The 14,019-nt window shown below is 44.5% G+C and carries 12 protein-coding genes, 2 tRNA genes and 1 pseudogene; 4 read left to right on the top strand and 11 right to left on the bottom strand.

What is annotated here, in order from left to right; translation table 11 throughout:
• Positions 1-38: 38 nt before the first annotated feature.
• Complete coding sequence (uvrC, locus tag F894_RS02210; protein ID WP_005108089.1) at positions 39-1,838, bottom strand: excinuclease ABC subunit UvrC; 1,800 nt, start codon at positions 1,836-1,838, stop codon at positions 39-41.
• Between the two features lie 225 nt (positions 1,839-2,063).
• Here uvrC and F894_RS02205 point away from each other — a divergent pair.
• Positions 2,064-3,111: pseudogene (locus F894_RS02205) on the top strand (AAA family ATPase).
• A gap of 17 nt (positions 3,112-3,128) precedes the next feature.
• Here the strand turns inward: F894_RS02205 and F894_RS02200 are convergent.
• Complete coding sequence (locus tag F894_RS02200) at positions 3,129-3,542, bottom strand: PH domain-containing protein (protein ID WP_004278641.1); 414 nt, start codon at positions 3,540-3,542, stop codon at positions 3,129-3,131.
• Positions 3,543-4,128: 586 nt separating this feature from the next.
• On the opposite strand from F894_RS02200, the gene fadB reads away from it, so the two are divergent.
• Positions 4,129-6,279, top strand: a complete 2,151-nt coding sequence (gene fadB, locus F894_RS02195; RefSeq protein WP_005245805.1) for a fatty acid oxidation complex subunit alpha FadB — start codon at positions 4,129-4,131, stop codon at positions 6,277-6,279.
• A gap of 12 nt (positions 6,280-6,291) precedes the next feature.
• Positions 6,292-7,464, top strand: coding sequence for an acetyl-CoA C-acyltransferase FadA (fadA, locus tag F894_RS02190; RefSeq protein ID WP_004729264.1), 1,173 nt, complete (start codon positions 6,292-6,294; stop codon positions 7,462-7,464).
• Positions 7,465-7,512: 48 nt separating this feature from the next.
• Here fadA and F894_RS02185 read toward each other — a convergent pair whose 3' ends face one another.
• Both F894_RS02185 and F894_RS02180 read right to left on the bottom strand, forming a co-directional pair.
• Positions 7,513-8,190 carry a hypothetical protein gene (locus tag F894_RS02185; RefSeq protein WP_005245803.1) on the bottom strand — a complete coding sequence of 226 codons (678 nt, stop codon included), beginning with the start codon at positions 8,188-8,190 and terminating at the stop codon, positions 7,513-7,515.
• Between the two features lie 71 nt (positions 8,191-8,261).
• On the bottom strand, positions 8,262-9,188 hold the full coding sequence (locus tag F894_RS02180; protein WP_005245801.1) for a HipA domain-containing protein: 927 nt from the start codon (positions 9,186-9,188) through the stop codon (positions 8,262-8,264).
• Positions 9,189-9,430: 242 nt separating this feature from the next.
• Between F894_RS02180 and F894_RS02175 the strand changes: the two genes are divergently transcribed.
• Positions 9,431-9,811, top strand: a complete 381-nt coding sequence (locus F894_RS02175) for a hypothetical protein (protein WP_005245800.1) — start codon at positions 9,431-9,433, stop codon at positions 9,809-9,811.
• A gap of 95 nt (positions 9,812-9,906) precedes the next feature.
• Here the strand turns inward: F894_RS02175 and tehB are convergent, their stop codons facing one another.
• From tehB to F894_RS02140, 7 genes are all read right to left on the bottom strand, one after another.
• The gene (gene tehB, locus F894_RS02170; RefSeq protein ID WP_005245799.1) at positions 9,907-10,770 is read right to left on the bottom strand and encodes an SAM-dependent methyltransferase TehB; all 864 of its coding nucleotides are present in this window, start codon (positions 10,768-10,770) and stop codon (positions 9,907-9,909) included.
• A 216-nt stretch (positions 10,771-10,986) separates the two neighbouring features.
• Positions 10,987-11,259: a hypothetical protein gene (locus F894_RS02165; RefSeq protein WP_004278649.1), complete on the bottom strand. Its 273-nt coding sequence runs from the start codon at positions 11,257-11,259 to the stop codon at positions 10,987-10,989.
• 109 nt (positions 11,260-11,368) lie between these two features.
• Positions 11,369-12,118: a hypothetical protein gene (locus F894_RS02160; RefSeq protein WP_005245798.1), complete on the bottom strand. Its 750-nt coding sequence runs from the start codon at positions 12,116-12,118 to the stop codon at positions 11,369-11,371.
• Between the two features lie 223 nt (positions 12,119-12,341).
• Complete coding sequence (locus F894_RS02155; protein ID WP_005245797.1) at positions 12,342-12,839, bottom strand: hypothetical protein; 498 nt, start codon at positions 12,837-12,839, stop codon at positions 12,342-12,344.
• A gap of 221 nt (positions 12,840-13,060) precedes the next feature.
• Positions 13,061-13,136 (bottom strand) — tRNA-Phe (locus F894_RS02150).
• A 137-nt stretch (positions 13,137-13,273) separates the two neighbouring features.
• A tRNA-Phe gene (locus F894_RS02145) sits at positions 13,274-13,349 on the bottom strand.
• A 203-nt stretch (positions 13,350-13,552) separates the two neighbouring features.
• Positions 13,553-13,930 (bottom strand): GNAT family N-acetyltransferase, encoded by a 378-nt coding sequence (locus tag F894_RS02140; protein WP_004278652.1) that lies wholly within the window; start codon positions 13,928-13,930, stop codon positions 13,553-13,555.
• Between the last annotated feature and the right edge of the window lie 89 nt (positions 13,931-14,019).

Genomic DNA, 14,019 nt, shown 5'->3' with positions numbered 1-14,019 from the left:
GTCAATACGCATTTTTGCCCTTGCATTCGAGCCCCAAGTTATTCATGCAACACTTTATAAATCATCCGTGCCATGACTGAACCCAGTCCCGGCACCAGTTGCAGATCTCTTTCTGAGGCTTTCAGTACGCCCTGAATCCCGCCAAAATGGGTCAGCAAATCCCGACGGCGTTTGGGTCCCAACCCCGGAATCACTTCCAGTACCGACGAACCCCGTTTCTTGTCGCGTTTGGCACGATGCTTGGTAATCGCAAAGCGGTGTGCTTCATCACGTACCTGCTGAATCAGGTGTAGCGCCTTATGATCTTCCGGTAATTGAATTTTACTGCCATCGGTAAAGTGCAGGGTTTCCAGACCGGGCTTACGTCCCTCACCTTTAGACACACCAACCATAAAGGCATCCAGACCCAGTTCCTGCATAACCTCCATCGCCATGTGCAATTGCCCCTTGCCACCATCAATCAGCAGCAAGTCCGGCAACAGGGCTTTCTTATAACGACGGGTCAGCGCCTGACGCATGGCGGCATAGTCATCGCCCGCCTGAATATCGTGAATGGAAAACTGGCGATAATCGCGCTTGCGCGCACCACCACTATCAAAGACTACACAGGATGCCACGGTATCTTCGCCCATGGTATGTGAAATATCGAAGCACTCGATCCGGTCTACAGGATGGCCGACCACCTGCTCCAGCTGATGAAAACGCTCATTTAATTCTATATGATTGGCCAGCTTGCCCTGAATCGCGTGCTGTACATTCATCTGCGCCAGTTCCAGCCATTCGGCCCGGGTTTCGCGGACTTTGGACTTGATCTGGATTTTCTTGCCAAAATGCTGCGACAGTGCTGCTTCCAGTTCCTTACGATCAGCCACTTCCAGATTGACAATCAGTTCAGCCGGGATTTCATCTGCTACCTGAAAATAAAAATTGGCAATAAAATCGGCCAGCATTTGCCCCAGGTCATCACTAAGCATATCCGGGAAATAACTTTTTCCACCCAGCATTTTACCGTTGCGCACATGCATGATCTGCACACAGGTCACACCGGCCTGATAGGCAATCGACAGGATATCCGCTTCGCCTTTGAGCTTATAGATCGCCTGCTGCGACTGCACATCCCTTAACAGCGCCATCCGGTCCCGATAGAACACCGCTTTTTCAAATTCCAGCGCTTCAGCGGCCGCTTCCATTTTTGCGATCAGTTCCTGATTCAGCTCCTTGGTATCGCCCTGCAAAAATCGGATCGAGTTATCGACATCTGCCTTATAGTCTTCCGGAGAAATAAATCCGACACAGGGCGCAGAGCAGCGTTTGATCTGGTATTGCAGACATGGCCGGGTCCGGTTGGCAAAAAAACTGTTTTCACAGGAACGCACATTGAACAGTTTTTGTAGCACCACCAGAGTATCCCGGGCGGTATACGCACTCGGATAAGGTCCAAAAAACTTGCCCACCTGGTGCTTGCCCTTGCCGCGCCCACTGGCTAAACGCGGATAGGGTTTATCTGCCGAAACAAAAATATAGACATAAGATTTGTCATCACGCAGCATGATGTTATAGGGCGGATGATGCAGCTTGATCAGGTTCTGTTCCAGCAACAAGGCTTCAGTTTCAGAACGTACCACCAGGGTCTGGATATCATAAATCCGTGCCACCAAGGCCTGGGTTTTGGGATGATCCAGCGTTTTGACAAAATAGCTGGAGACCCGGTTTTTCAGGTTTTTGGCTTTACCCACATACAATAATTCACCGTCTTTGCCATACATCCGGTAGACCCCGGGCAGGCTGGTCATATTCGCCAGGATTTTTTCAATATGGGGGCGTGCGTTTTCGTTCACCTAAAGCCTATTTTTCACCTACAATCTGCAGATATATGTGATGATTGTTGCGTCATTTTCAAGCAAAAACACAAAATTCCCCTGAAGCTGCCACTTAATCTTAAAGTTCCTGTCGGGTTATCCCCCCAATCTATAATCCTCACGACATAAACTGATTGTTAAAAGCTATAAGTTTCAACCTTTAACTTTGTTATGCTCAAAAAGTCTAGTTTTGAGATGATTCGCATGACCCTGCAGCAATCGGGCATTCATATTGTTCAACCCTCCACCTCCACCCATCACCCGTCTGAACGTGCTCGCCTGATTGGTAAACCGCGTTTTCATTTCGAGCCGAGTAAGGTAATGCAACTGCTACGTGAACGGATTATTGGGCAGGATGCAGCCCTGAATGAAATTGAAAAAATGTTGCATGTGGTCAAGGCAGATTTTTCCAGTCCGGATCGCCCTTTGTCGGTTACCTTGATGCTGGGCCCTACTGGCGTCGGTAAAACAGAAACCGTGCGTCTGATTGCCGATGCGATCTATGGCCGCCCGGATGCCTTTTGCCGGATTGATATGAATACTCTGGCACAGGAACATTATGCGGCGGCTTTGACCGGCGCACCGCCCGGTTATGTGGGATCAAAGGAAGGTCACAGCCTGTTTGATGAAACTGCGATTGCCGGCAGTCATACCCGGCCCGGCATCATGCTGTTTGATGAACTGGAAAAAGCCAGTAACGAGGTGATTCGCGGCTTTATGAACGTGCTGGATACTGGCCGGCTGACATTGACAGCGGGCACCAAAACTATCGATTTTCGCAACTGCATGATCTTTATGACCAGCAATGTCGGGGCACAGGCGGCGCAGCAATATCTGAATAAACTCAGCTATCTGCCGGAAAAAATGCAGGCCCTTTGTCTGAAGCGCGTTCCCGTCCAGCACATCATTGAAAAAGTCATGCAGCGTAAATTCGACCCCGAGTTTCTCAACCGGATTGACCGCAGCCTGCATTATCAGGCGGTACAGCATGATGTCCTGCCACGTCTGGTCGAAACTGAACAAGCGCTTGCAATATCAGCAACGCAGCGTGCATTTAAGCGCTTCAGCCAAAGCCTATTTCTATCAGGGTCATGATATCCGTTACGGTGCCCGGCATTTGGGCCGCAAGATGCGTACCGAACTGGAGCCAATTCTGGCGCTGTATTTTTTAAACCAGCCCGAGCAATTGAGCCTGCATCTGGACTGTGTCGATGGACAACTGGTGGTTCTGCCTGAGCAGGCAAAAGCTTAACTAAGTCAGACTCGATATCAGTTTTTATTCGGCTGAAGCGCCTGTATAAAAGCAGTCTGATCTTTGGGTGAAACCAATATAAATTTCTGCATGCCCGCATCTGTATAGTCAATTCGCAGACGCTTTAAGGATAAGGCTGGCGCAATGATAGAGTGGTCTGTGGGCTGAATGGATTGGATTTCACTTAACGGAATCTTCCAGCTTAACCACAGGCTTTTTATGGTCAACACCCCATTGTCTACCACATAGCGCGTACTCCACAGCGGCCACCATAAAATGATAATAGTCAGGACATAAACCGCAGTGTGCAGCGGATATTGCTGCATAGTGCCTTTGGCCTGCATGGTCAGCAGTAGTTGCAGCAACAGGCCACTCATACAAATCACAAAAGCCAGCAGCCACCAGTCTTTTTTAGAACGAAATACGTGCATCGATATCCCCCATATCTTGGTGCATGATCATCATAAACAATTCCATAGCAGATGACAGGGATTCAACCCGGCAGGATAGAAATTATTTCAAATCACACATCGACAGGATCGTTCTCATTTTCGATCTCATCAGAAAAGTTCAGCAACCGAAATGAGCTACTGCGCTTTTATTTGTACTGCTTGAACACTATCAGCAAAGACCTGAAAGCCCTGCACTCAGTATGCTTCAAGGCTAAAAATGGCACATTCAAGGACAGAAATTGACTGAATTGACAAAACTCCGCTAGAAATGAACCTTGAAAATCAGTCACCCTGCTCCATATCTATCAGGCTGATTGATAAAAAATAATGAATTGAAACAAAATCTTTGGTTCATCTGCTTTTAGAAAACTGAAAGGAAAAGTCATAGCGGTTCGAACCAATCCGGCAGAAATTGATGACCATTGCGTCACGGCTTGATACAACTTGTTATGTTCTTTTTGGATATAGTTATCGTAAGATTAGCGAAGTCAAAAAGTGCGCGGGACATGCGCACTTGCTTCACAACATCAACTTAGAAGTCCTCCAAAATAAAGGAGATCAGGGCATGATCCACGCTGGCAATGCCATTACCGTCCAAATGCTTGAGGACGGGATTGCAGAATTCCGCTTTGACTTACAAGGTGAGTCCGTTAACAAATTCAACCGTGCAACGATTGAAGATTTCAAGGCTGCTATCGAAGCCGTCTCCCATGCCGATATTCAAGGTCTGATTGTGACTTCAGGCAAATCTACATTTATTGTAGGTGCTGATATCACTGAATTCGGCGACAACTTTGCTCAGGGTGAACAAGCGATTGTTGACTGGGCAATGCCAGTACATGAAATTTTTAACAGCTTCGAAGACCTCGACATTCCTAAAGTGGCTGCCATTAATGGCATGGCACTGGGTGGCGGTTTCGAAATGTGCCTGGTGTGTGACTACCGTGTCATGTCAGAACAGGCACAAGTGGGCCTGCCTGAAATCAAGCTGGGGATCTTCCCGGGCTTCGGTGGTACAGTTCGTTTAAGCCGTCTAATCGGTATCGACAACGCGGTAGAATGGATGGCAATGGCCAATCCTAAGAAGCCAGCTGCTGCACTGAAAGACGGCGCAGTCGATGCTGTCGTTCCTGCTGACAAGCTACAAGATGCTGCACTTGATCTGGTAAAACAGGCGATTCATGGCCGTTTAGACTGGAAAACCAAGCGTCAGGAAAAACTCGATCCAGTTAAACTCAGCCCGATCGAACAGATGATGGCGTTTAACTCATCGAAAGGCATGGTTCTGGCAAAAGCTAATCCAGCTCAATACCCTGCACCAAAATTACTGCTTGATTCTCTTCAAGCGGGTGCGAGCCTGCATCGTGATGACGCGCTGAAAGCTGAAGCTGAAGGCTTTGCCAAAGCTGCGGTAACACCTCAGGCAGGTGCCTTGATCGGTTTGTTCCTGAACGACCAGATCGTGAAAAAAACCTCGAAGCGCTATGAAAAAGGTGCGCATCCAGTGAACCAGGCGGCTGTTTTAGGCGCGGGTATCATGGGTGGTGGTATTGCTTACCAGGCGGCAAGCAAAGGCACACCGATCATCATGAAAGACATCGGTAACCAGCAACTTGCTTTGGGTATGAAAGAAGCCAATGGTTTACTGACCAAACAAGTTGAACGTAAGAAGATGAAGCCTGCTCAAATGGGTGAAACTCTTGCGCGCATCCGTCCAACTTTAAGCTATGACGAGTTTAAAGAAGTGGACATCGTGATCGAAGCCGTGACTGAAAATCCAAAAGTTAAAGGCATCGTACTGAAAGAAACTGAAGCGAAAGTTCGTGAAAACACGATCATTGCATCTAACACTTCTACGATTTCAATCACGCGTCTGGCTGAAAATCTGGAACGTCCTGAAAACTTCGTGGGCATGCACTTCTTTAACCCGGTACACATGATGCCACTGGTTGAAGTGATTCGTGGTGCGAAGACTTCTGACGAAGCGATTGCAACCACAGTCGTTCTGGCTCAGAAGATGGGTAAAACACCAATCGTGGTCAATGACTGCCCGGGCTTCCTGGTGAACCGCGTATTGTTCCCTTACTTCGGCGCATTTGACCTGTTGCTTAAAGATGGCGCTGACTTCCAGCAAATCGATAAAGTGATGGAAAAATTCGGCTGGCCTATGGGCCCTGCTTACCTGATGGACGTGGTCGGTATCGACACTGGCGTTCACGGTGCAGAAGTGATGGCTGAAGGCTTCCCGGATCGCATGAAGCCTGACTACAAAGGCTCGATCCAAGTCATGTACGAAAACAAACGTCTGGGGCAAAAGAATGACGTTGGTTTCTACAAGTATGAACTTGACCGTAAAGGCAAAAAAGCCAAAGTGGTTGATCCGACTGCGTATGAGCTTGTAGCCTCTGTTGCAACTTCGGAAAAACGTGAATTTGACGCTCAGGAAATCATTGACCGTATGATGCTGGCTTTCTGTAACGAAACTGTTCGTTGCTTGGAAGACAACATTGTAGCCACTGCTGCTGAAGCAGATATGGCCATGATCATGGGTGTTGGTTTCCCTCCATTCCGTGGTGGTCCATGCCGTTACATCGATCAAACCGGTGTAGCTGAGTATGTTGCGCTTTGCAATAAGTATGCGCACCTTGGTAAAGCTTATGAAGCGCCAGAAATGTTGCGTGAAATGGCTGCTAACAACAAAAAATTCTACGGTTAAGGAGCAACGTGAATGGCTACTTTAAATCCACGTGACGTTGTCATCGTTGATGGCGTACGTTCAGCAATGGGTAAAACCAAAAACGGTATGTTCCGCAATGTACGTGCCGACTCGATGTCTGCTGAGCTTGTCCGTGCCCTATTGGTACGTAACGAATTCGACCCGCATGAAGTTGAAGACGTAATCTGGGGCTGTGTGAACCAAACCCTAGAACAAGGTATGAACATTGCCCGTAATATCGCATTACTGGCAGACCTGCCGAAGACTGTTGCAGGTCAAACAGTGAACCGTCTTTGTGGTTCGTCTATGCAGGCGATTCACACTGCGGCTGCGCAAATTGCAACGAACCAGGGTGATATCTTCATCATTGGTGGTGTTGAGCACATGGGCCATGTCGGCATGATGCACGGCATCGACCTGAACCCTGAAGCATCTAAGCATTATGCCAAGGCGTCGAACATGATGGGCTTAACTGCTGAAATGTTGGGTCGTATGAACGGCATTAGCCGTGAAGAACAGGATGCGTTTGGTGTGGAATCACATCGCCGTGCCTGGGCTGCGACTGAAAATGGTCTATTCCAGAATGAGATCGTTGGCATTGAAGGTCATAATGCAGATGGCTACAAAATCTTGTGTGATATCGATGAAGTGATCCGTCCAGATGCGAACCTTGAATCGTTCAAATCTTTGCGTCCAGTCTTCGATCCGAAAGGCGGTACAGTAACTGCAGCGACTTCATCAGCCTTGTCTGATGGCGCTTCTGCAATGTTGTTGATGTCTGCTGAACGTGCGCAAGCTTTGGGGCTTAAGCCACGTGCCGTAATTCGCTCTATGGCGGTTGCAGGTTGTGATGCGGCGATCATGGGTTATGGCCCGGTTCCGGCAACGCAAAAAGCCTTGAAACGTGCTGGCCTGTCAATTGCTGATATTCAAACCTTTGAATTGAACGAAGCATTTGCTGCCCAAGGTCTGTCTGTTCTTAAAGGCTTAGGCATTTATGACAAACAGGACATCGTGAACCATAACGGTGGCGCGATTGCATTGGGTCACCCATTGGGTTGTTCTGGTGCGCGTATCACAACAACATTGTTGAACGTGATGGAACAGCAAGATACACAAATCGGTCTTGCGACGATGTGTATCGGTCTTGGTCAAGGTATTGCAACAGTGATCGAACGTGTTTAATTCTTAAATACTTCGACAAAAAGAAAACCCCGCTTTTGCGGGGTTTTTTTAACAAGTAGTGAATTCTTCATCACTAAATGCCTTAAAATTAGTTGGCCAAGGTGCTTTCAATTCACATAAAATCTTAAACTGAGATGGTGCTTCTTTATTAATTTTTTTGATTGAAATCTTAATTTGTTCATCATTCAAATAATTTCTAAGATTTTTTAAATCCTTACATAGATAATGAGGTAAATAACCCACTTTGGTATCTTCTTCTTTAAGAAGAATTGTAGCATCTGGATCAATATCATTAAACTTATCTATCTGATAATTCAGACCATCGTTAACCTTTAACTCAGCAAGCTTAACTTTTTCCTCATCTGTAAGATAATTAATACTACTTACAAAAAATTTAATACGATAAAAACCATCTTCATTCTTTGGAATATTTACAATCCTAAAATGATCTGTCTTTTTTTCACCGCCAGAAATAGCTAATAACTCTAAGTAATCTTTAGATTCTGCTGATAAACCTGACCACTCAAACATACTATCATGCTCAGGGCGACTTTCTGGGATTAGTCTATTTCTAAAAAAGCTAAACAAGCGTGGCGAAGTATAACTCTTCAAAGTATCTTGCATGCTTGGAAAAGAGGAAAACTTCTCATGATTCGATCCCTTAGTATATTTTAAAACATAATTAAGAGAATCATCTTGAGTCAGCTTTGCAACAGGATACCACATTCTAGTGCCTGTCGAATCTTGCCACATTACAAATACGCTTTTCATGATGACAATTACTCACTTACCCTAATCTATAAGTTGGAACTTAAAGCTAACAAATTTAATTTGTTACATTGAATTAATTTAAATGTAAAATCTTTGGCAACAGGAGACATTAACTCCTCTGGCACTCTAGATATTAATAGATGAATTTTATCATCATCTAACTCTCTTAATATTTTTAGCCAACTTTTTGCTGCTTCTCTTTCCATTAAAGCATACTCATTAAAAGCATCAAGTAGCTTTATACGACTGTTTGTTTCACGATTTAAGAACCAAGATTTAGCTTTAAGAACAAATTGAGAAACTTCTTGCCCTCTATCTTTTGTAGTAAGTCTTATATTTCTTATCTCATCACTAATGTTTCTAGCTAAACTGGCTCCATGGTCATAACTAGGGGCAAGATGTTTAATACCCTTTACTGTATTAATTGTGCCCCAATTTTCATTATGCCTATCTTGATTCGAGATTAAGGCATCAAACATTAGATAACCTACAAAAAATTCACTCGCAGTTTTAATTTCTTTAAGACTACTGAAACCAATAGGTTTATTAATAACCGTATTTACCATTATTTGGTAAACATCATCTACATATTGGATATTAGGATTATTATCATCTTCAGAGCTAATAAAAGTTTCAAGTAGTTCATTCCCTAACATGAGTTGTTCACCACGTTCAGAAATAAAATTCTTAGTAATAACTCCTCTTTTACCCTTGTATATGGCTAATTCATAGTGCGCATGAGGTAAACCTAATAAAGTTGCTAGCTCACAAGCTATTTTTTCTGCCCAATCTTCCCCTAATCGAATACCATTACTTGACTCAACACTCTTAAACAAAAACTCTTCACCATCAGAGGAATACCAAAATTTACTTTTTGTCCCCAGCGGTTCTAAAAGATCTGACTCCACATGAGAAATATCATAAATTTTGTAATCTTCTAATGCTTCTTCCATATTATCCCAATTTAAATTTTAAATTTAAGTTTTAGACATTCACTACGACATTAATTGTCGTAGTTTTTTGTTCATGAATATTTGTTTTAATCATATATGTAGATTTTAGAACTTAAAATAGAAATGTTATCCCTTTGTAATTTCAGTTGAATAATCAACCAATAAAATCCTATTTATTAATCACTTAAAATTTATAAGTGTATGATCAGGCCTCTTTTTCCTATTTCCTTAAAAGGGTTTATATGAACATGCTTAAAACAATGATCGCGACTGCAATCGTAGCGACTTCTGCATCTGCAATGGCAACTGAAGTTCAAGTTGCGCCAGCAACTATTGTAACTAAAACAACCCAAACTGTTGCCAAAGAAGCTGCTGCACCTGTACAAGCGAAAGTTGAAGCGACTCAAGCGACTGTTGCTGCAACTCAACAAGCGGCTGAAACTAAAGCTGAAGCAGTAAAAACAGAAGCGACGACTCAAGTAGAAACGGCTCAAGCTACAGCAGAACAACACGTTGAAGCTGCGAAAACTGAAGCAGTAGAAACCAAAGACGCGGCTGCTGAAAAAGCGGAAGTAAAAGCCGAGAAAAAAGGCTGGTTCTCTTGGTTTAAAAAAGCGGCTTAAGCTTTTTAAAGGAATAAAAAAAGATGTCAGCCTGACATCTTTTTTTGTTTTGGATGATTTAATTTATTTTCAGAAATTAAAAGACTTAATCTTATTTAAACCTTTTGCGCCAACATGGTGGCAAAGTGCTGTTTAATCCGCTGGCCCTGCTCATCGACACGATACAGCTCACCGATATCTTCATTGTATTTCACAATATTCCAGCCCTGATAATATCTTCGCAACTCTCCCGGCTGAAAAGCAAATGGAAAATCGGCTTGTGCCGGAATATCTGGCGTATCCATGGCACAGACAATCAGGTTATAGCCATCCGGCACGGTCGCCTGCTGCATCTGTGCAATGAGCGGTGGAATGGTTTTCGCCTCAAGGAACATCATCACCACGGTACAGTAGATAAAGTCATATTGGCCTGCAATGCTGGTATCCGTGTTGAGGTCGCGGCGCTGTACCTGCACATGATTAATCTGCTCGGTCTGCACAATCTGTCTTAAGGTTTGCAAACTGTTTTCGTTGACATCCCAGGCATCGACATGAAAGCCGTTCTGACTCAAATAAAGCGCATTACGCCCTGTACCACAGCCGACATCCAGCGCACGGCCACCTTTTAAATAGGGCATGGCGGCCAGCACTTCAGAATGGGTAGGATTCAACTGATATTTCTTGATGAAGTAATCCTCAGGCCGGCAGTAAAAACGCAGCTGGCATTCGACATCTTCACTGGCAGAGACAATTTTGTGCCAAGCCTCAGGCTCAATAAATGGCGGTTGCTGCTCTGGTGTAAACACATGCTCGGATTGCACTGCACCAGATTCTTCCAGCATGGCAAAATGCAGCTCACCTTTTAATACTGTCAATTTCGCCCAGGTACCCGCTTTGGTATTGTGCTGATTCTTGAAGCCCTGAGGAATACTCTGCTGGGTCCAGACTGGAAGTTCCTTATAACATCTCAACTGTTGCATAATTTTTTGCCCTCCATATCATCCATGCTCCGCCTGTCATTCTTTTGGCAGCGGTAATTAATTCAGCATAGCCTGTTCAAATCGGAATTGGAATCAGCACCTGTTCGCGCTGTGCCGATGCAACAGCAAGATCAATACCAGTTTTCTATCAAAATAAAAAAGCTGCCTCTCTTGAGACAGCTCGGTTATCTATCAACGAGGAATATGACGATTCGATTAATGCAGCAGTTCCGACTTTAGCCAGTTGATATATTTATCCTGATCCATAAAATCCGGTGCGCTCCCCAGATCCAGACTGAAATACTGCTGATTGAACTGAATCACAATCTGTTCCGTATAGTGCCAGTCCTCGATCAGCGTGAAATATTGATCCAAGAACAACCGGTTCTTGTCCCCGTTATTCATCCTTTGTAATTTTGGACATGTTTTATTTGCGACAAACTCACCGTACACCTGCTGAATATCAGCAAAAACCTGAATTGTTTGCATGACTCACCTGCTTAAATGTTATGTCGTGATCTGTGCGACCCCTTCAATTTAGCAAGCGAGTTTGAACAGCAGATGACAGTCCTATGGCAATCCTGTCATCTAAGTCAGGTTACAACTTGTTTTCAACCGCTTTCTGGTTGGCGCTGGCCACTCGTTCCATCTGCTTATTCAGGTGCAGCATTTCTTTATACAGCGCATTAAACTCTTGCACGGCTTTATCGTCATAGAACATAAAGGTGTTATTTTTCTTTTGCCATTTATGCTTTTTCAATACCGCAAATAAGGCATCGGCCTTGGCCAGAGTCTGTTTTTCAATTTCAAAAATGACATGTGCATTACTATTTTGCTGACTGTCTTTCAGGGTCAGGCTCAGTTGCTGGCGATAACGGTTTTTAATATCCAGTTGCTGCGCCTTGTCGATCAGCTCGGCATCGCGCTGCTGGATTTTCTGCTGATAGCTGTTCACAATTTGATGGACTTGCTTGAGCATCGCTTCAGTTTCTTTATAGCCTTGTGCCTGATCCTTGGCCAAGCGGTCGATATTCAGAAAATTCTGCCAGTTGGCGGCTTTTAAGTCGCGTAGATACTGATTGCGTTCCTCGGCACTGTCGCGCAATTGCCTCAGCATAAATTCTGCCATGATGGCATAGTCACCATCCAGACGGTCATCCTCAAGCTCAATTTGAATCGGTTTAGACCAGTCCTGTGCCTGCTGCGCAATGCTCTCGGTTTTTTCTTCGAGCACGGTTTCATATTCGAGCAGCTCGGCCTGATGTTTTTGCTGAACTGAATTCTGATAAAACAGCCCAATAAAAATTGCCAGTGTCACAGCGGCTACAATCATAAAAACACGCGGCATGTATACGCTCCAGCTCTGTCAGTCAGATCTTGTTGATTTACATCCACTATGCTTATTTTTTAAACACAATTCAAGGCATTTGATTTTTCCAATAATATGTCTAGCTTAGACAGATATTGCTCCTCTCACAAAGCCATCCTTCAGAACCCTATTTTGTCGATCTCATTGCATGGCAGCTTTAATAAGCCCGTTAAACAAAGTTATCTAGACCGACAGGCATACATTATGGGGAGTCAAACGGCAGACTCAGATTCAGCCGGTTCGGATCGAATTGTTCGCGGACAATATTCACATTGGTGGCATCGCGGTTAATTCCAAAAGGTTGCAGCAATACATACACTCCATTTCTTGGCTCTGAAGACTGCAAGCCCTGTGCGATGGCCAATACATATTCACGGAACACCACAGGCAGGCTATCCAGATCAGGATCGGCAGGTGCACGCATCACATCAATATTCGCGACCACGTCACCATCCACGCTATAGGCCTGAATTTCACGTTCAATTTTCATCAGACGCATTTGCAGGGCTTTGCGCTGGCTGTTCTGTTCCTGATAAGGCAACATTTTTTCAGTCACGGCGCGCAGTTCCGGTTCCGCCATGACGGTCAGAGTCGGTAAGACTACAGAATCAGCAGCAGGCGCAGCATGGCTTAATATCGGTAGGCTAAAAGCAGTACAGGCCGTAAGAAAGCCGAGTTTAATTGGTGTTAGGAGATTCATCATTTTCACCCTCGTTTGGAAAAGGGAAAGCGTCAAAGCTAAATCTTACAAATAATGCCAGTGCCTATTGTTAAGTTTGATAAACGGTCAATGATGCATAAAAAGGCAGGAAACCTAGAAAAAGAACAAGTTGAAACAACTGAAAAATAGAAAAGAATGCTGATCTGGTTTTGGTGCAGACAAAAAAAATCCCCAAACCAAGTTTGAGGATTTTTTGAATATGGTGGCGAGACCCAGGATCGAACTGGGGACACACGGATTTTCAATCCGTTGCTCTACCTACTGAGCTATCACGCCGATGCGGTGTATTAAGCCGTATCTGGCCTCATTAGTCAATCAAAATTATGAAAAAAATATTTGAGTGGCTGATTTTTGGCCTAAAAAAAATCCCTGATGGGATCAGGGATTGAAAACTTTGAAATCGTTTTAAAATATGGTGGCGAGACCCAGGATCGAACTGGGGACACACGGATTTTCAATCCGTTGCTCTACCTACTGAGCTATCACGCCGATGTCGCGTATTAAACAGTTTCAGCTGTAAATCGTCAAGAGCAGACAGAATAATTTTCTTCAAATGTTTACTTTTCCATCAACTCGCGTCAATTTGAGTCATAAATCGAACAGTGTTTACCAAAGACCTCAGCAATAAAACAGATTTAAGCGCTTATTTACATAAAAAAGCAGCCTAACGGCTGCTTAGGTTTAATCTATTTTCAGATTTTTTCTAGATTGGCCAGACAACGATGAATGGCCCCACAGCCTGGCACAAAGTTTTTCACGCCTTTTTCTTCTTCCATGCGGCAAACTTCGCTCACCAGCCTTTCTGCAACGCCACGACCACGGTTGGCCGGATGTACGACGATATTTTCCAGAATCCGGCTTTCACCCTGTCCGGTGCACCAGATTGCCCCAATAATTTTGCTATTAAATTCTGCGCTATAAACTGAGGTATACTGTGCAAGGTTTTGCTCTAGTTGTTCCATGGCATCTGCCCCGTCACTAAATTCAGGGCTCGTGTCATACAGTCGCTCAAGCTGGCTGCGCACTTCGTCATTTTCTAAAGAAGTATAAGCATGTACGGTGATAGGCATTGATAAACCCTCCTGAGCAATCTAATATGCGGTGACTTCGTCACGGCGAAAATATTTTCTACATCAATCATTTTGACGTATTTGAGGAA

It is taken from the genome of Acinetobacter sp. CIP 51.11, assembly GCF_000369665.1.
Lineage (GTDB): Bacteria > Pseudomonadota > Gammaproteobacteria > Pseudomonadales > Moraxellaceae > Acinetobacter > Acinetobacter lwoffii_S.
Note: the sequence above shows the minus strand (reverse complement) of the source record. Positions and strands in the feature narration are given on the sequence as shown.

Coding starts and splice junctions, on each gene's coding strand:
- F894_RS02200 (WP_004278641.1), bottom strand. CDS start 3,542: ATGCACGTATTTCGTTCTAAAAAAGACTGGTGGCTGCTGGCTTTTGTG.
- fadB (WP_005245805.1), top strand. CDS start 4,129: ATGATCCACGCTGGCAATGCCATTACCGTCCAAATGCTTGAGGACGGG.
- fadA (WP_004729264.1), top strand. CDS start 6,292: ATGGCTACTTTAAATCCACGTGACGTTGTCATCGTTGATGGCGTACGT.
- F894_RS02185 (WP_005245803.1), bottom strand. CDS start 8,190: ATGTGGTATCCTGTTGCAAAGCTGACTCAAGATGATTCTCTTAATTAT.
- F894_RS02180 (WP_005245801.1), bottom strand. CDS start 9,188: ATGGAAGAAGCATTAGAAGATTACAAAATTTATGATATTTCTCATGTG.
- F894_RS02175 (WP_005245800.1), top strand. CDS start 9,431: ATGAACATGCTTAAAACAATGATCGCGACTGCAATCGTAGCGACTTCT.
- tehB (WP_005245799.1), bottom strand. CDS start 10,770: ATGCAACAGTTGAGATGTTATAAGGAACTTCCAGTCTGGACCCAGCAG.
- F894_RS02165 (WP_004278649.1), bottom strand. CDS start 11,259: ATGCAAACAATTCAGGTTTTTGCTGATATTCAGCAGGTGTACGGTGAG.
- F894_RS02160 (WP_005245798.1), bottom strand. CDS start 12,118: ATGCCGCGTGTTTTTATGATTGTAGCCGCTGTGACACTGGCAATTTTT.
- F894_RS02155 (WP_005245797.1), bottom strand. CDS start 12,839: ATGAATCTCCTAACACCAATTAAACTCGGCTTTCTTACGGCCTGTACT.
- F894_RS02140 (WP_004278652.1), bottom strand. CDS start 13,930: ATGCCTATCACCGTACATGCTTATACTTCTTTAGAAAATGACGAAGTG.